This is a genomic window from Mesorhizobium qingshengii (assembly GCF_027563465.1).
In the GTDB taxonomy this organism is placed as follows: domain Bacteria; phylum Pseudomonadota; class Alphaproteobacteria; order Rhizobiales; family Rhizobiaceae; genus Mesorhizobium; species Mesorhizobium qingshengii_A.
In genome coordinates this window covers 24,232-40,450 of record NZ_JAPFQA010000015.1, presented here as the reverse complement: position 1 = coordinate 40,450, position 16,219 = coordinate 24,232, and the positions used below count along the sequence as shown (strand labels likewise).

Sequence of the window (16,219 nt, the reverse complement as noted above, 5' to 3'; positions counted from 1 at the left end):
CATACGACTCAGCCTGCCGAATTCTTGAACGATCTCGGGTCGGCTCAGTTCTGGTGAGTTAGTCGCGGGTGAGGGCGCCGCGGAAGGCGATCGCGGCGAGGACAAGGCTGGCGATGGCGTTCCAGCCGGCCAGCGACAGGCCCAGGATGCGCAGCGCCGCCTTGTCGCAGGAGGGCGGAACGAATTTGTCGAGCGCGTCGAGCACGCCCTTGCCGCCGGTGTCCACCGGGCCGGCGCCCGCGGTGCAATCGGTCGGGCCCGCCCACCACGCCCATTCGACGCCGGAGTGGTAGACGCCGAGATAGAGGCCGTAGAGCATCAGCAGGCCGCCGATGGCCAGCAAGCCGCGCGTCACCCATGCGGGTGCATGCAGCATTGACGCAAGCACCGCCAGCACCATCAAGGGCACGCCGACGTAGTAGGGCGTGCGCTGTTGGAGGCAGAGGTGGCAGGGGATGTAGCCGCCGAGATACTGGAAGCCCAGCGCCGAGCCGACCGTGGCGGCCATGGCGACTGCGAGAAACAAGGCGGTCCGCGTCCGCTGGCGTCCGGTGTCGGCATTCATGGTCGCTGTCATGGGTCTTTCGTCCGTTGCGTTCGCCGCCCGCTCAGTCTCGTTTTATCCATGTCGCCCAAAACCGCCGGGCACTCTCGGGCGACATGGTCTAGAGGGCGTATTTGACCAGGATATAAAGCAAAATCAGGGCACCCGCCGCGGCCCCCGCGATCAGGCCAAGGCGCCTTTCGATGAACTCGCGGATCGGCTCGCCGTAACGGCGCAACAGCCAGGCCAGCAGCAGGAACCGGGCGCCGCGCGCCACGATCGCCAGCACGATAAACAGCGCCAGATTGACGCCGATGACGCCGGACAGGATGGTCACCACCTTGATCGGCGGCAAATGGGCAGCGCCCGACGTGATCAGCATCAGGATGATGAAGCCGACGCCGATGCCCGATGAGGTGCGCAACTGCTCGAACTCGTCATACTTGCCGTAGAATTCGAGAATCGGCCTCGCCACCGCGTCATAGGCGTAATGGCCGATGAACCAGCCGGCGATGCCACCCAGAACCGACGCGACGGTGGCGATTAGCGCGTAGCGGTAGGCGCGATCCGGCCGCGACAGCGCCATCGGCACATAGAGCACGTCGGCCGGCACCAGAAACACCGAGCTTTCGACGAAAGCGATGAGGGCCAGCCACCATTCGGCGGATTTCCTGGCCGCCAGCGACAAGGTCCACTCGTAAAGTCCGCGAAGCATCGGCACTCCTAATGCGTGTCGCCCAAAAGTGCGCAGCGGTTTCGGGACAAGACAAGGAACCCAAAGCACGCCATCCGTCCTTTCAGACACGCCGCGCCTTGATGCGCCGCCTGTCTAGAAAGATTTTCCGCGTCGCACAATGGCAGCACCATCACGAAATCGAAAGGCGCAGTTTGGTCGCATCCGGGGCACCTGAGAATTGGCCAGTTGACGAACAGGCCTCCGACCGTATAGTCCGCGCCCATCCAGGCCGCCCGGCCTGAGCCCCTATGGCGGAATTGGTAGACGCGCTCGACTCAAAATCGAGTTCCGCAAGGAGTGCTGGTTCGATCCCGGCTAGGGGCACCATTTCATTTTATCGAGCAGTCGGCGCTCACCGCATGTTCCCCGTATGCCCCTGCGAGTATCGGCCGGGCTGCGGCCAGACCGTCAGGCCGTGAGGCTCGACGCCAACCCGGATTTTCGTCACGGCGCCCGAGGCCGTGTCGATCATGTAGACCTCGCTGTCAAAGCGGCCGGACAGCCACAATTGCTTGCCGTCGGCGCTGACATTTCCCATGTCGGGGCTGCCACCGCCAGGTATGGGCCATTGCGCGACGACCGAGCGGGTGGCGAAGTCGATGACGGTCACACTGCCCGGTCCCTTCGCACGGCCTTGCTCCATCTTGTGCGAGCCGCGGTTCGAAACGTAGAGCCTTGTCCCGTCACGGCTCACGACGAAGCCGTGCGTTCCGATACCGGTGGCGATGAAGCCGATCTCTGAAAAGCTGTCTCCGTCGATCAGGAACACGCCGTCGTTCATCATGTCGGCGACATAGAAGACCTTGCCGTCGCGGGAAAGCCGGATGTCTTGCGGCATGCCCATCTTCGACAGAGCGAGGTGGCCGAGCACCTTCTGGTTTTTCAGGTCCACCTTCAAGAGGCCGCCAGCGCCATATTCGCATGTGAAGATGGCATAGGCATTGTCGGCGGAAAAATCGGCGTGATTGATGCCAGGACAGGTCGGCGTGGGGATCACCGATTTCAGCGCCATTGTTTGCGGATCGCGCAGATCGAGCCGCTCATAGGCTTCATCCACAATGATGGCCGAACTTCCGTCCGGCATGAAATACATGTTGTAGGGGTCGTCGACTGGAATTTCGTGACCCGGTTTGCCGGTTCTGGGGTCGATGGGCGTCACGCTGCCCTTGCTGGTTCCGCTGGCGTTGTTGGCGACCCACAGGGTTCGCAAATCCCAGGAGGGAACGACGTGCTGCGGCTTGAGCCCAACAGTGAACCTGTCCACTTCCTTCAGGGTTGCGGTATCGATGACCGATACGCTGTTGGACGACCGGTTTGGAACATAAACGCGTGGCAACGCGCCCATGGTCGCCGGGCTCAAATGGTCGGCCGTTGTCTGGTTGTAGATATTGACGGGACTGCGCGACGTCGGCGGATCGCTGCAATCCTCCGGGCACGAGCCAGCTGGCGCTGATGTCGACGACAGCGCGAGCGACAACACGAGCGGTGCGAAGAAGCTCGTGAACCACCAATATGCCTTGATCATCTGGGTTGCTGCTTTGCGGTGAATTCGCGGATCGCTTCGGTCGTTCCATTGACGATCAGGTCCACGCCGAGCTGGCCAAACTCGGCCGACGATCGTGCCGGATCGCCGCCATAGACGCCGTCGCCGGCATTGAGCTTCGGGGCGGCCGCAAGGCGATCCTTGCGCACCATGGAAGGATCGATGGCGAGCATGAGCGATGTGTCGGCCAATCCGGCGTGCGTTCCAATCTCGGGCTGCGTCGCACCGGCCGACAAGAGCTTGTCGACATAGGCGCCCTGGCTGATCTGGTAGTATTGGAGCGCCGCGAAAACCCGCACCGGGGTCTTGCGCCATTCGGCATTCAGGCGATCGGCCACAAGGCGCTCGTCGGCCTGATAACTGCCGTGGTCGCCGATCAGCACGATGGTCTTGAAGCCGTGCAGCTTGAAGCTGCGGGCCGCGGATTCGAGCAACTGCTCGAACGTCTTGTCGCTGATGGTGATCGTTCCGGGAAACCGCATATGGGCGGCCGGCGGATCGATGGTCCCTTCCGGAACATAGGAGATCACGGGAGCGACCAAGGCGTTGCCCAGTTGGCCGGCTATCTTTTCCGCCAGGAACCTGACCCGCACATTGTGCTTGCCCAACGCCATGGCGGGACCATTCTGTTCGGTGCCGCCTATCGGGACAATGATCGTCGTCGTGCCGGCGCCGATCAGATCGCGCAGTTCGGTCCAGGTCTGGTCTTCAAGGAAGACAGACGCATTGGCGGCGCTCGCCGCCGACAGAAGACCTGACAGAGCCCAAACGGCGACGACAGTGCCCGCGAGAATGAAACCGTGCCGCCCGATCATTCCAGCCTCGAGATCATGCGTCGCATAGGATCGCACATGCCCATCCGCCGATTTGCGGAATTGTGTGAATAGCGGGTCTCGGCAAGGGTCCTGCCCGTCCAGCCGCGGAAGTTCGAGATCATGGTCTACCGCCGCCTCAACAGGCTTTTCATCCGGTTGCGCAGCAGGCGGGCCATGTTGCGGGTCTCGCGGTAGAGATGCAGTTGCGAGGCGGCCTGGCGGGTGAGCCGGTCGGCATCGGGTGTCAGTCCGATCACCAGCGTGCCCATTGGCTTGCGCTCGGTCCACAGCCGGCTCATCACCGGATGGTCGGGTACGGCGCAGGAATCGGTCATCATGATGTTGGGGTCGTCGAGATGCTGCTTCGTCACCTCGATCATCAGCAGCGTTCCCGGCGAATAGGCCGACAGCGTCTCGTCATAGGCGGTCTTCCAGGTGTAGGCGACGCCGGCTTCGACGAAGACGATCAGGCAAGCGATGGTGCGGCCGTCGAGCGTCAGCGAATGGATGCGGCACATGTCCTGCTCGGCCAGCCGGTGCACGGCTTCGCGGGCAAAGGCGGCGCGGTAGCGGTCGATCGCCATGGCGGTGCGTTCGCGGCCTTTCCAGCCGGCCGCTTCCAGGGTCAGGAAGCTTTCGATCGCATGGCGGATTTCTTCGGGCCCGCGCGCCACGATATGGTCCAGCCTGCCGAGGTCGCCAAGGCGCCGCTTGAGGCGGCGGAACTCGCGATAATGGTGCGAGCGCAGCGAGGCCTTCAGATAGTCGTCTCCGTCGAGCTCGCTCTCCAACACGGGGCGCTCGGTCTGGCCGGTGGTGACCAGCATCAGGCCGCGCGTCTCGGCCACGGTGGCAAGCAGGCTCGCCACCTGGCCATCGAGCCGGATGTCGGGCAGGACAAACACTTTCGGCAGCTTGAGGTGCGGGCGCGACAGCATCGCGAAGAAATCCTCGACGACGCCGACCGGGTCGTCGCGGTCGACCAATGGCGTGCCGAGCGGACCGAACGGGCTCGACCATGTGCGCATGACCGGGACACCGAGCGGCACCACCGGCCGCTCAACCGAGAACGGCACCAGCAGGCGCAGCCGGTTGCGGTATTCGTCGCCGTCGCGGATGACCGCCAGCCGCACCTCGCGATCCTCCAGCCGGGGCATGGCGGGCGCCAGGAAGCGCGGATTGAAGAAAACGTTCGGCTCGATCGTGCGGGCGCACAGATAGTCCAGTTCCTCGACCAGGTCGAAGCCGGCCGATGCCGGGTAGATGGCCAGTTTGCGCTCGGGCCGGTTGTTGGCGAGGATTTCGATATGGGCGGGATCGGCGTCGCGGGTCAGCCCGGCAAGGCCGGACACCATCGCGCCGGCCGTGCCGCCGCTGGTTTCCTCAAGCAACGGGACGGCGGCCATCACGCGGCTCCTTTCGCGGGCACGAAGATGAGCATGACGATGCCGAGCTGGCGCCAGACCGTGAAGGATAGCGCGCTGGCCTCGAAGATCATGGCAAAGGCGGTGGCCATCGCCGCGCCCCACAGGCCGAAAAGCGGGATCAGCACCACGTTGAGAGCGATGTTGAAGGCCAGCGTCATGGCATAGACGGCGGCGCAGATGTTCTGGTTGCCGCTCATCGTCAGCAGGCTTTCACAAGGGCCGACGGCGGCCCGCGCGACGACGCCGAAGACGAGCAGGAACAGCAGCGGATAGCCGCTGGTGAATTCGGGGCCGAATAGCACCAGCATCGGCTCGCCCAGCGCCAGCACAAGCGTCGCCATCAGGAGCGACGGCCAGAACGTCCACGACACCGTCTCGCGGGCGAAGGCGGCAAGTTTCTCCGGCTCGCCATGGGTGAACTGCGCATAGCGCTGGGCAACGCCGGCCTTGACGGCGAAATAGACGAAATGCACCAGCGCCAGCGTCTTGACCGTGGCGAAATAGATGGCGACGTCGTTGGGATCCATATAGGCGCCGACCATCAGCACGTCGGCATTGGTGAGCAGGAAGAAGAAGCTCTCGACCAGGAAGATCGGCAGCGAGACGACGAACCATTCGGCGAAATGCACCTTCATCGGCCCAGCCGGAATCCGCTTTTCCAGGCGATTGGTGACGCCGATGAGTTGACCGAGCGTGGTGATGTAGGTGGCGGCGATCGAGGCGAATATCGCCGTCCTGGCATCGGGGGCGTAACCCGCCAGCAGCATCAGCGCCATGAACAGCAGGATCAGCACCGGCCGCACCAGATAGGTCGGCGACAGGGCGAACAACGCCCAACTGTTCGCCCTGGCCTGGCCCTGCAACAGATCCGAGAGCGCGATCATCGGCAGGCAAATGACGCCGAGGATGAACGGCACCACGTAGTAGTTTTCGATCCACGGCGAAGCCAGCCAGACGCCGAGCGCGCCGAGCCCGGCGATGAACGTGGAGGCGATCAGCACGAACAGGCGGCTGGCCAGCACGATGCCGCGCAGTTCGTCCATCAAGCCGCGTTCGCGGTATTCGGGGATGAAACGGATGACCGAGGTATGGAAGCCGAGGCAGGCGAGGTTGCCGACGATGACCATCGTCACCCAGACGAGGACGAAGATGCCGTACTCGAACGAGCCTATCCAGCGCGCCATCAACACCTGGCTGACGAAGGCGATGACGGCGCTGATGATGCGGATGGAGAAGGCGATGACCGACATGCGGCCGGCCTCGCCGCGCTCGTCGGCGGTGAACAGCACGGCGTCGATGCGGTCAAGCAACGGCCCGATGCGCAGCGCCAAACGCTGCGGCAGGAACCGCCCGGCTGTCGTGGCCGCGGAAAAGCGCACCCCGATTACTCTCCGTTTTCCGCCTCTTTTTCAGGCCTTGGTGTAGCGGAGACACCTTAAGAAAACGTGGGCGGGAGCTCGCTTCTCCCCGTCACTATACGAGGAGAAGGTGCCGGCAGGCGGATAACGGGCGGCACGGATTTGCGCTGTGCCGGTCCAGCCGCGCCTGTGCACGGCTTTGGGGGCGCGATGGTGGGGACGGGCCGACAAGGCGCTGTTGTCACAACCGGGATATTGCCGGCGGAGGCTGTGCGCGACGGGGCTCCGGCCATCGACTTGTCGACGGTGATGGAAGGCGGCGCGCATGAAGATGTTCGAGTGACCGTCGACGAGGCGGCATTCGTGGGGTTTTAGCGACGCCGATTTCGAAACTCAGCGCTGCCCCTTATCCGGCCCTGCGGGCCACCTTCTCCCCGTATAGTGACGGGGAGAAGGGAAGAAGCGCCCTACGCGAACGCCCCGTGGCAATGCTTGTATTTCTTGCCGGAGCCGCACGGGCAGGCTTCGTTGCGGCCGATCTTGCCCCAGGTCGCAGGATTGTTCGGGTCGCGGTCCTCGGGAGCAACGATGGCGGTCGCCTCCGGACGGACCAGAAGGGCGGTCTCGCCGCCTTCGAAATCATTCTCGCCGGTGGTGCCGTCGATATGGGTGCCGAACATGTCGGGCGCCTCCGGTGGCGGCGCCTCGGCGGCCTGGCGGACCAGCTCGACGCGCATCAGCTGCGCGGTGACGGCCTGCCGCAGATTGCCCAGCATCGCCTGGAACAGCTCGAACGCCTCGCCCTTGTATTCCTGCAGCGGATCACGCTGGGCGTAGCCGCGGAAGCCGACGACCGAACGCAGATGGTCGAGATTGACGATGTGCTCGCGCCACAGATGATCGAGTGTCTGCAGCACCACCGAACGCTCGACATAGGTCATCACCTCGGGGCCGAAACGATCGGCGCGCTCCTTGGCGGCGGCGTCGGCGGCCTGGGTGATGCGCTCGCGGATGTCGTCCTCGGCGATGCCCTCTTCCTTGGCCCATTCGTCGACGGGCAGGTCGAGGTTGAGGAATTCGGCGACCTCGGCCTTCAGGCCCGCGACATCCCATTGCTCGGCATAGGCGTTTTCGGGAATGGCCTTGGCGACGATCTCGTCGATGACCCCTTCGCGCATCTCGGCGATGATCTCGGGCAGGCCCTCGCCGTCCATCAGCTCGATGCGCTGCTCGAACACCACCTTGCGCTGGTCGTTGGAGACGTCGTCATACTTCAACAGGTTCTTGCGGATGTCGAAGTTGCGCGCCTCGACCTTCTTCTGCGCCTTTTCCAGCGCCTTGTTGATCCAAGGATGGATGATCGCCTCGTCTTCCTTGAGGCCGAGCTTCTGCAGCATGCCGTCCATGCGCTCGGAGCCGAAGATGCGCATCAAATCATCCTGGAGCGACAGGAAGAACTTCGAGCGGCCGGGGTCGCCCTGGCGGCCGGAACGGCCGCGCAGCTGGTTGTCGATGCGGCGCGATTCGTGGCGCTCGGTGGCGAGCACATAGAGGCCACCGGCGGCCAGCGCCTTTTCCTTCAGCCTGGCGATATCGTCCCGGATCGCCTTTTCCATGGCTTCGCGCTCGGGCCCCTCGGGCATGTCGCCCAGCTCGTCGGCGATGCGCATCTCGGCATTGCCGCCGAGCTGGATGTCGGTGCCGCGGCCGGCCATGTTGGTGGCGATGGTGATGGCGCCCGGCTTGCCGGCCTGGGCGACGATTGCCGCCTCGCGCTCGTGGTGGCGGGCGTTCAGCACCTCGAAATCCTTGAAGCCTTCCTTGCGCAGGCGCTCGGCCAGCTGCTCGGACTTCTCGATCGAGGTGGTGCCGACCAGCGTCGGCTGGCCCTTGGCGCTGGCTTCGCGGATCTCCTTGACGATCGCCTTGTATTTTTCCTCGACCGTCCGGTAGACCTCGTCGTCCTCGTCCTTGCGGATGACCGGCAGGTTGGTCGGGATCTCGGTGACGTCGAGATTGTAGATGTTGCCGAATTCCTCGGCCTCGGTCAGCGCCGTGCCGGTCATGCCGGCGAGCTTCTTGTAGAGGCGGAAATAGTTCTGGAAGGTGACGGAGGCCAGCGTCTGGTTCTCCGGCTGGATCGTCACGTGCTCCTTGGCCTCGAGCGCCTGGTGCAGGCCTTCCGAATAGCGGCGGCCGGGCATCATGCGGCCGGTGAACTCGTCGATGATGACGATCTCGTCGTTGCGGACGATGTAGTCCTTGTCCTTCTGGAACAGCCGGTGCGCCTTCAGCGCATTGTTGACATGGTGGACGATGGCGACGTTCTCGACGTCATACAGCGACTCGCCCTTCAGCAGGCCGGCGGCGCGCAGCAGGTTCTCCAGCTTCTCAGTGCCTTCCTCGGTGAAGATCGAGGTCTTCTGCTTTTCGTCGATCTCGTAGTCCTGCGGCTGCAGCTGGATGATGAAGGTGTCGATGGTGTTGTACATTTCCGAGCGGTCCTCGAGCGGACCGGAAATGATCAGCGGCGTGCGCGCCTCGTCCACCAGGATGGAATCGACCTCGTCGACGATCGCGTAATTGTGGCCGCGCTGCACCATCTGGGCGCGCTCGTACTTCATGTTGTCGCGCAGATAGTCGAAGCCGAGTTCGTTGTTGGTGGCGTAGGTGACGTCGGCGGCGTAGGCGACGCGACGTTCCTCGTCCGACAGGCCATGGACGATGACGCCGACCGAGAGGCCGAGGAACTTGTAGACGCGGCCCATCCATTCGGAGTCGCGGGTGGCGAGATAGTCGTTGACGGTGACGACGTGGACGCCGTTGCCGGCGAGCGCGTTGAGATAGACCGGCAGCGTCGCGACCAGGGTCTTGCCCTCGCCGGTGCGCATCTCGGCAATGCCGCCATTGTGCAGCACCATGCCGCCGATCAGCTGGACATCGAAGGGACGCATGCCGAGCACGCGGCGGGCCGCCTCGCGGGCGGTGGCAAAGGCAGGCACCAGCAGGTCGTCGAGCGTGGCGCCATTGGCGATGTCCTGGCGGAATTTCGCGGTGCGGCCGACCAACTCCTCGTCGGAGAGCGCCCGCATCTCGTTTTCCATGGCATTGATCGCCTCGACGCGGGGCCGGGTCGATTTGACCCGACGGTCATTGGAGGAACCGAAAACCTTACGGGCGAGACCGCCGAGACTGACCATCCAATGGTCCTTTCGATAGAATTCTCAATCTTGAGACGGGCGCCGGCCGGCCCCATCAATTCCACGTGACGCACCGCCTGAATACGGGCAAACACAAAAAGCGCCCGGAAAACGGTTCTGGACGCAAAGTCGTTGGACAGATAAGAGGGGGCTCAACTGATGTCAACGCCGCGCTGGCCCTGCCGGTCGCGCCAAATTCCGCCACAATCTGGCTGATCTGGAAGCCACCCCGCTTTTTACAATCCCTTACCGGAGTCATCTACATGTCCTTGTTGTTCCGCCGCGCGTCGCTCGCCAGCCTTGGCTTGGCATTCGGCCTGTCGGCTCTTTCGCTGTCGCCGCTGATGGCGCAGGAAACCGCTCCCGCCCCGGCTGGTGCGGCAGCACCTGCCGCGGCACCCGTCGATCCGAACGCCGTCGTCGCTACGATCAACGGCCAGCCCTTGACCGAGGCCGACCTCGTGCTCGCCGAAGGCGAGCTTTCGCAGCAGTTCGCGCAGCTGCCGGCCGAGCAGCGCCGCGCCGCCGCGCTTTCGGCGGCCATCGAAATCCGCGTCATGGCCGCCCAGGCAGTCACCACCGGCCTCGACAAGGATCCCGACTTCCAGCGCCGCATGGCGTTCCTGCAGCAGCGCGCGCTGCATGGCGAGATGGTCGAGAAGGGCGTCGTCGACAAGGTCACCGACGCCGAGGTTCGCGCCCGCTACGACCAGGAAATCGCCAACACGCCGCCGGTCAACGAAGTGCACGCCCGTCACATCCTCGTGAAGACGAAGGAAGAGGCCGAGGCCATCATCAAGCAGCTCGACGGTGGCGCCGACTTCCAGAAGCTCGCCAACGAACACACCAGCGACCCGAGCGGAAAGACCAGCGGCGGCGATCTCGGCTGGTTCGGACCTGGCCAGATGGTGCCGGAGTTCGACAAGGCTGCCTTCGCGCTCGAGGTCGGCAAGTACACCGAGCAGCCGGTGCAGTCGCAGTTCGGCTGGCATGTCATCAAGCTGGAGGACAAGCGCGCCAAGCAGCCGCCGGCCTTCGACGAGGTCAAGGACCAGGCCAAGCAGGCGGTCATCCGCGACAAGTATTTCGCGCTGGTCAAGTCGCTGCGCGGCGCCGCCAAGGTCGAGATTCCGGACGCGAACCTCAAGAAGGCGGTCGATACGCTGGAAAGCGCCAAGTAAGCCTGGAAGAATTTTGAAAGAGGGGCGCGGCAGCCAAGGGTTGCCGCGCCCTTTTTTGTCGACCCTGTGCGGCTGGTTCTTACCTGCAGGGTGCTGCTATGCCTCGCATCACATAAGCCACCGCCTTGCGGATGGTGGCTTCGTCCTCGTCGAGCCGATTGGTCAGGAGATGCTTCCAGGCGTAGGAGGCGATCAGATCGGCGACCAGCGCCGAATCGACATCGGGCGGGATTTCGCCCCTTGCCTTGGCACGCTCAACTATCTGGCCGGTATGTGACCGTCGGCCCAGCGCATAGTCGGCAAGGGCCAAGGCTGCGGCATCATCCGACTGCGCCTCGGCGACCAGCGATCTGAACACGCTGCCCGACGATGTCTCGCGCCAGTGCTGGAACAGGTTTTTCAGGAAGCCGACGAGATCCTCCTCAAGCCCTCCGGTATCGGGGACGTCGACACGCTTGCCCCGCTGGTAGACTTCGAGCAGCAATGCCGCCTTGCTCGGCCACCAGCGATAGATCGTGGGTTTTCCCGCGCGCGCCCGCCGCGCCACCGCCTCGATCGAGAACCCGGCGTAGCCGGCCTCGACCAGCACCGCTTCGGCTGCTTCGAGTATGGCGCCGGCGCTGTCGGGATTGCGCCGTGCGCCGATTGATTTGCGCGCCGGGTCAGCGTCTTCGGCCATGCCTGTCGTCCTCGCCAACAATTTCGCCGGCAATCATAGGTGAGCTGGCGATGAAACGAAACGGCCCGTTTTCAGGGGATGGTTCCGGAAGCAGGTGATCAGCAATGTGGACCAGCAGGCATATGTCGCCGACGGTGGCGCGCCGCCATCGGCGTTTAATTCATGGCTTCCGATGTCTCCGACACGATGCGCCAGCCGTCGTCCGCCTTGACCAGCCCAAGCGTGACGCGCGCCTTGCCGGTCAGCCGGGCCGCCGACTTGTCCTTCGGCACATAGTCGTAGCGCATCGCGAAGACGGCCTCGGTGCGATCCTCGCCATGCGGGGTGACCTCCAGGCTGCCGGGCTCGAGGCCGAACGACCAGGAGGCCCATTGCGCGAACCAGTCGGTCTTGACCTTGGCGATGGCATCGGCGTCGTAGCGCGTGCCGAAAATGGTGGCCGACGGTGCATAGAGCCGCTTGACGGTTTCAGCCATCGCCCTCGTATCGGGCGCCAGGTAGTCCTGGCGCAGGAATTTTTCGATCGATCCCTTGTCGTCGCCGACGGACCGTTCGAGCGCCGCCACCTGCGGGGCCGGCGCCGGTGCGGCCGCCGGCCTGGGTGGCAGCGCCGGCTCGCCGCTCGGCACAAACTCGAAGCGTTCGAGCAGCGAGCCCTGCTCCCACGGGCGCTGGGCCTCGCGCGTTTGCGAGACCACGTCGCGGCGCACCTCGATCATCATGTCGTTGATGCTCTGGCCGGGTTCGGCGATGTGCCGCAGCAGGGCGGCGGCGAAGGGCGAGTTGCGTCCGCTTCCGTCCATGGCGACGGCGCCTGGCGCGGTCGAGAAGGCAATGAAAGAGCCGCGTGTCGAATCGAACTGCGCGAGCCCGGCCAGCGCCGTCGCCGAGCGGGTGGTGGCGTTGCGGCTCAGGCCGCGGGCAAACGGATTGTTGCGGCAGGCATCGAGGAACACCAAGCTGACCTTGGTCTGCTGTTCCATGATGTCGAGGACCTCGTCGATCGGCACGGCCTCGAGCTGCAGCTTCACCGGCATGTCGAGCCTGGCGTCGACCGGCACGATGTAATTGCGCCCTTCGACCTGCAGGCCATGGCCGGCATAGTAGAAAAGCCCGACGCCCGCGCCTTGGAGCGCATCGGAAAACTCACCGATGCTGCGTTCGAGTTCGCGCTTGCCGAGATCGTTGCCTTCGATGACCTCGAAGCCGATGGAGCGCAGCTTGTCGGCGATGTCGAGCGCATCGTTGACCGGATTGGCCAGCGTACCGGCTTCGGCGTAAGTGCCGTTGCCGATGACGAGCGCCACGCGCCGCTGCGGCTCAGCGTCGGCGCTCAGCAGCAAAAGTCCCAGAAACGCCCAAGCGAGGATCGCAAGCCTGCCCATGGGGCAGGATCATAATGCCATGGGCCCCGGCAACGCCAACAGATTTGAAATGCAAGCTTAATCCCGGCGGGCTCTGCCCTGGCGGCAGCGACGAAAACGCCCTTGCGCCCGCGCGGCGTATCGGGCAAACCGGCCTTCCCTTGCGATTTTTGCCGCCCGAGGTCCCATGTCCACGACGATTTCGCCGCTCGCGCCGAAGAAATACCCCAAGATGCCGGCCATCGAGGGGGTGCGCATTGCCACCGCCGAGGCGGGGATAAAGTACAAGAACCGCACCGACCTCTTGACCATGGTCTTCGACGCGGGCACGGCGGTCGCCGGTGTTTTCACGAAATCGAAATGCCCTTCGGCACCGGTCGATTTCTGCCGGCAGAATCTCGGGGCCGGCACAGCGCGGGTGCTGGTCGTCAATTCCGGCAACGCCAATGCCTTCACCGGCAAGAAGGGTCGCGAGTCCACAGCAGTGACGGGCGAGGCGGCGGCGAAGGCAGCGGGCTGCAAGGCCAGTGAGGTTTTCCTGGCATCGACCGGCGTCATCGGCGAGCCGCTCGACACCACCAAGTTCAGCCATCTGCTGGCTGGACTGGTCAGCAACGGCAAGCCTGACCTGTGGACCGAAGCGGCAAAGGCCATCATGACCACGGATACCTATCCGAAAGTGGCGACCGCGACCGTCAAGCTCGGCGACACCGATGTCACCATCAACGGCATCGCCAAGGGCGCCGGCATGATCGCGCCCGACATGGCGACGATGCTGTCCTTCATCGCCACCGACGCACCGATCGCGGCCCCCGTGCTGCAGGATCTCTTGTCGCGCGGCACCGCCAAGACCTTCAACGCGGTCACCGTCGACAGCGACACCTCAACCAGCGACACGCTGCTGATCTTCGCCACCGGCAAGGCCGCCGGTCGCGGCGCGCCCGCGATCTCCGATCCGAAGGATGCGCGCCTCGGCGCGTTCCGCCGGGCGCTCGGCAAGGTGCTGAAATCGCTGGCGCTGCAAGTGGTGCGCGACGGCGAGGGCGCCCGCAAGCAGGTCGAAGTCACCGTCACCGGGGCGAAATCGGCAAGATCGGCCAAGCGCATCGCGCTGTCGATCGCCAATTCGCCGCTGGTCAAGACGGCGGTCGCCGGCGAGGACGCCAATTGGGGCCGCGTCGTCATGGCCGTCGGCAAGGCCGGCGAGCCCGCCGACCGCGACCGGCTGTCGATCTGGTTCGGCGACAACAGGCTGGCGCACGAGGGCGAGCGCGACCCGGGCTATTCCGAGCAAGCGACGTCGGCTTACATGAAGCGCGACGATATCCGCATCCGCGCCGATATCGGCATTGGCCGCGGCAAGGCGACGGTGTGGACCTGCGATCTCACCAAGGAATACGTCGCCATCAATGGCGATTATCGGAGCTGATGGTTTTGGCTTCCAAGCATCCGGCAAGCATGCTCGCGATCGTACGCCGCTATGAGGCGGCCGGCTTTCGCGCCTGGCCGGCAGCCGCCGTCCATTATGACGGCACCTGGGTGGTGCGGCTGACCGCCGGCCATCCGGCCAAGCGGCTGAACTCGGTCAATCCGCTCGATCCGGGCGACATCCAGCACATTGCCGATCGCATCGGCCGCGCCAGCCGCCGTTTCGATGCCTATGGCAGGCCGCTGACGTTCCGCATGTCGCCGCTGTCCGGCCCCGATCTTGCCAGCCATCTCGACAAGGAGGGCTGGAGCCGATTCGACGAATCGCTGGTCATGCGGCTGCCGCTGGCCGATGCCCAGCTCGATGCCGCCATGGACCAGATCCCGCTGAAGGACATCAGCCGCTTCATCGGTGCGTCGCTCGAGGTCAGCGGTTCGGACGTGTCGCTGCGGCCTGGCCTGTCGGAGATCATCGGCGCCATCCAGCCCGAGGCCGGGCTGTTCGCGCTCGAGGATGGGGCCGAACCGCTGGCGACGCTGATCTGCGTGCACGACGGCGATCTCGCCGGCCTGTTCGAGGTCGCCACCGACAAGTCGGCGCGCAACAAGGGCCATGGCCGCAACCTGATCCTGTCGGCGCTGAAATGGGCGCGGCTGCGTGGCGCGCGCGAAGCCTGGCTGCAGGTCGAAGCCGGCAATGCGCCGGCGCTGGCGCTGTACCGCTCGCTCGGCTTCGACGAAGTCTATCGCTATCACTATCGCCGGCCGCCGGGCGCATGAGTGGCGTGACGATCGCCGGCAAGCGCCTGCTCCTGGTCGCCGCTTGCGCGCTGGTCGATGCCGATGGCCGCGTGCTGTTGGCGCAGCGGCCCGAGGGCAAGCAACTCGCCGGCCTGTGGGAATTCCCCGGCGGCAAGGTCGAGCCCGGCGAGACGCCCGAACAATGCATCATCCGCGAACTGCATGAGGAAATCGGCATCGAAACCGACATTCCCTGCCTGGCGCCGCTCACCTTCGCCAGTCATTCCTACGACGATTTCCATCTGCTGATGCCGCTGTTCGTCTGCCGCCGCTTCCGCGGCATCGCCCAGCCAAGGGAAGGGCAGGCGTTGAAATGGGTTCGGCCAAAGCAGATGCGCGACTATCCGATGCCGCCGGCCGACGCGCCGTTGATCCCGTTCCTCATCGATCTTCTTTGAGGGCGCCCTACCGCCCGGCTGCCGGTCGAGGCGTCGTGTCAGCCAGCGTTAATGGAAGATTTATCTCGTCATGAAAAATTGAAGCAAGGCCGTGTCGCGGCCGCGCCACCGATTCGCTGGGGAGCGATAGCATGAGCCTAGACAGGGATTGGGACTCGATCCGGCCCGACCGCGGCTTTCGTGCCGCAGACGCTGGCATGGGCTTATTGCGCATCACGCTGCTGTTCGGTTCGGCCGCGGTGGCGCTGGCGCTGATCGCGACCCCGTTCCTCGAGAGCCAGACGCGCTCGCTGGCTGCCCGCAATGATTTTCCTGGCGGGCTCGACATGACGGCCACCGGTTCGGTCAGCCATCGCGACACCTACACAGTGCGCCGCAGCGTGCTGCAGCCGCAGCCCGATTCGGTCTGCATCATCCGCTCCGATGGCAAGAGCAGCGGCGACTGCTGACGTGGTTAGGCATTTTCGAAACGGCGACGGTTTCACCGCCTGTTAAGCCTTTGCCGTTAACCTTTCTTAACAGATCGAGGGTAGTGTCCTGGCAAGAGGGATCGAGGTCATGAAAACAGTGCTGCAACGTTTTCTGAAGGACGAGAACGGCGCCACGGTCGTCGAATATGCCCTGATCGTCGCGGTGCTGTCGTTGACCATCATCGGCGGCATCGGGCAGGTCTTCAACTCGATCACATGGCTGTTCAGCGACAACACCAGCAGGCTTTCGAACGCCTTCGCCCCCTGACGCGTCC

At 64.5% G+C, this 16,219-nt stretch carries 15 protein-coding genes and 1 tRNA gene; 7 read left to right on the top strand and 9 right to left on the bottom strand.

The annotated features are described in order from the left end of the window. Window positions 1–58 precede the first annotated feature (58 nt). Together OOJ09_RS25135 and OOJ09_RS25130 are read right to left on the bottom strand one after the other, a co-directional pair. Window positions 59–577: a disulfide bond formation protein B gene (locus OOJ09_RS25135; protein ID WP_269907777.1), complete on the bottom strand. Its 519-nt coding sequence runs from the start codon at window positions 575–577 to the stop codon at window positions 59–61. A gap of 88 nt (window positions 578–665) precedes the next feature. Further along, window positions 666–1,259: a YqaA family protein gene (locus OOJ09_RS25130; protein ID WP_269907776.1), complete on the bottom strand. Its 594-nt coding sequence runs from the start codon at window positions 1,257–1,259 to the stop codon at window positions 666–668. Between the two features lie 263 nt (window positions 1,260–1,522). Here OOJ09_RS25130 and OOJ09_RS25125 point away from each other — a divergent pair. Further along, window positions 1,523–1,607: transfer RNA gene (locus OOJ09_RS25125), tRNA-Leu, on the top strand. A gap of 25 nt (window positions 1,608–1,632) precedes the next feature. Here the strand turns inward: OOJ09_RS25125 and OOJ09_RS25120 are convergent. The 5 genes from OOJ09_RS25120 to secA form a co-directional block, all read right to left on the bottom strand. Then, the gene (locus OOJ09_RS25120; RefSeq protein ID WP_269907775.1) at window positions 1,633–2,805 is read right to left on the bottom strand and encodes a YncE family protein; all 1,173 of its coding nucleotides are present in this window, start codon (window positions 2,803–2,805) and stop codon (window positions 1,633–1,635) included. Continuing rightward, window positions 2,802–3,674 (bottom strand): creatininase family protein, encoded by an 873-nt coding sequence (locus OOJ09_RS25115; RefSeq protein ID WP_269907774.1) that lies wholly within the window; start codon window positions 3,672–3,674, stop codon window positions 2,802–2,804. Before OOJ09_RS25115 ends, OOJ09_RS25120 begins: the two co-directional genes overlap by 4 nt. Before the next feature lie 89 nt (window positions 3,675–3,763). After that, window positions 3,764–5,044, bottom strand: a complete 1,281-nt coding sequence (locus tag OOJ09_RS25110) for a GNAT family N-acetyltransferase (RefSeq protein WP_269907773.1) — start codon at window positions 5,042–5,044, stop codon at window positions 3,764–3,766. Further along, a complete protein-coding gene (locus OOJ09_RS25105; RefSeq protein WP_269907772.1) occupies window positions 5,044–6,444 on the bottom strand; it encodes a lipopolysaccharide biosynthesis protein in 1,401 nt (466 codons plus the stop codon). The genes OOJ09_RS25110 and OOJ09_RS25105 overlap by 1 nt, the downstream gene beginning before the upstream one ends. A gap of 446 nt (window positions 6,445–6,890) precedes the next feature. Next, window positions 6,891–9,623, bottom strand: a complete 2,733-nt coding sequence (gene secA / locus OOJ09_RS25100; protein ID WP_269907771.1) for a preprotein translocase subunit SecA — start codon at window positions 9,621–9,623, stop codon at window positions 6,891–6,893. Between the two features lie 263 nt (window positions 9,624–9,886). On the opposite strand from secA, the gene OOJ09_RS25095 reads away from it, so the two are divergent. Continuing rightward, a complete protein-coding gene (locus OOJ09_RS25095; protein WP_269907770.1) occupies window positions 9,887–10,804 on the top strand; it encodes a peptidylprolyl isomerase in 918 nt (305 codons plus the stop codon). A 79-nt stretch (window positions 10,805–10,883) separates the two neighbouring features. On the opposite strand, the gene OOJ09_RS25090 is transcribed toward OOJ09_RS25095, so the two are convergent. Both OOJ09_RS25090 and OOJ09_RS25085 read right to left on the bottom strand, forming a co-directional pair. Then, on the bottom strand, window positions 10,884–11,483 hold the full coding sequence (locus OOJ09_RS25090; RefSeq protein WP_269907769.1) for a TetR/AcrR family transcriptional regulator: 600 nt from the start codon (window positions 11,481–11,483) through the stop codon (window positions 10,884–10,886). Between the two features lie 155 nt (window positions 11,484–11,638). Next, entirely contained in the window at window positions 11,639–12,868 is a 1,230-nt protein-coding gene (locus tag OOJ09_RS25085) for a caspase family protein (protein ID WP_269907768.1), read from the bottom strand. Window positions 12,869–13,034: 166 nt separating this feature from the next. Here OOJ09_RS25085 and argJ point away from each other — a divergent pair, with 166 nt between their 5' ends. From argJ to OOJ09_RS25060, 5 genes are all read left to right on the top strand, one after another. Next, window positions 13,035–14,276: a bifunctional glutamate N-acetyltransferase/amino-acid acetyltransferase ArgJ gene (argJ, locus tag OOJ09_RS25080; RefSeq protein WP_256751732.1), complete on the top strand. Its 1,242-nt coding sequence runs from the start codon at window positions 13,035–13,037 to the stop codon at window positions 14,274–14,276. 29 nt (window positions 14,277–14,305) lie between these two features. Next, on the top strand, window positions 14,306–15,055 hold the full coding sequence (locus OOJ09_RS25075; protein ID WP_269907767.1) for a GNAT family N-acetyltransferase: 750 nt from the start codon (window positions 14,306–14,308) through the stop codon (window positions 15,053–15,055). Further along, window positions 15,052–15,474: a (deoxy)nucleoside triphosphate pyrophosphohydrolase gene (locus OOJ09_RS25070; RefSeq protein ID WP_269907766.1), complete on the top strand. Its 423-nt coding sequence runs from the start codon at window positions 15,052–15,054 to the stop codon at window positions 15,472–15,474. The genes OOJ09_RS25075 and OOJ09_RS25070 overlap by 4 nt, the downstream gene beginning before the upstream one ends. 131 nt (window positions 15,475–15,605) lie before the next feature. Next, a complete protein-coding gene (locus OOJ09_RS25065) occupies window positions 15,606–15,923 on the top strand; it encodes a hypothetical protein (RefSeq protein WP_269907765.1) in 318 nt (105 codons plus the stop codon). A 109-nt stretch (window positions 15,924–16,032) separates the two neighbouring features. After that, window positions 16,033–16,212, top strand: coding sequence for a Flp family type IVb pilin (locus tag OOJ09_RS25060; protein WP_091585376.1), 180 nt, complete (start codon window positions 16,033–16,035; stop codon window positions 16,210–16,212). The last annotated feature ends 7 nt before the right edge of the window (window positions 16,213–16,219 follow it).

Excerpts from the sequence above, each read along its gene's own strand:
- OOJ09_RS25130 (WP_269907776.1), bottom strand. The coding sequence starts at position 1,259 with ATGCTTCGCGGACTTTACGAGTGGACCTTGTCGCTGGCGGCCAGGAAA.
- OOJ09_RS25085 (WP_269907768.1), bottom strand. The coding sequence starts at position 12,868 with ATGGGCAGGCTTGCGATCCTCGCTTGGGCGTTTCTGGGACTTTTGCTG.
- OOJ09_RS25090 (WP_269907769.1), bottom strand. The coding sequence starts at position 11,483 with ATGGCCGAAGACGCTGACCCGGCGCGCAAATCAATCGGCGCACGGCGC.
- OOJ09_RS25065 (WP_269907765.1), top strand. The coding sequence starts at position 15,606 with ATGAGCCTAGACAGGGATTGGGACTCGATCCGGCCCGACCGCGGCTTT.
- OOJ09_RS25095 (WP_269907770.1), top strand. The coding sequence starts at position 9,887 with ATGTCCTTGTTGTTCCGCCGCGCGTCGCTCGCCAGCCTTGGCTTGGCA.
- secA (WP_269907771.1), bottom strand. The coding sequence starts at position 9,623 with ATGGTCAGTCTCGGCGGTCTCGCCCGTAAGGTTTTCGGTTCCTCCAAT.
- OOJ09_RS25110 (WP_269907773.1), bottom strand. The coding sequence starts at position 5,044 with ATGGCCGCCGTCCCGTTGCTTGAGGAAACCAGCGGCGGCACGGCCGGC.
- OOJ09_RS25070 (WP_269907766.1), top strand. The coding sequence starts at position 15,052 with ATGAGTGGCGTGACGATCGCCGGCAAGCGCCTGCTCCTGGTCGCCGCT.
- OOJ09_RS25075 (WP_269907767.1), top strand. The coding sequence starts at position 14,306 with ATGCTCGCGATCGTACGCCGCTATGAGGCGGCCGGCTTTCGCGCCTGG.
- argJ (WP_256751732.1), top strand. The coding sequence starts at position 13,035 with ATGTCCACGACGATTTCGCCGCTCGCGCCGAAGAAATACCCCAAGATG.
- OOJ09_RS25120 (WP_269907775.1), bottom strand. The coding sequence starts at position 2,805 with ATGATCAAGGCATATTGGTGGTTCACGAGCTTCTTCGCACCGCTCGTG.
- OOJ09_RS25135 (WP_269907777.1), bottom strand. The coding sequence starts at position 577 with ATGACAGCGACCATGAATGCCGACACCGGACGCCAGCGGACGCGGACC.
- OOJ09_RS25060 (WP_091585376.1), top strand. The coding sequence starts at position 16,033 with ATGAAAACAGTGCTGCAACGTTTTCTGAAGGACGAGAACGGCGCCACG.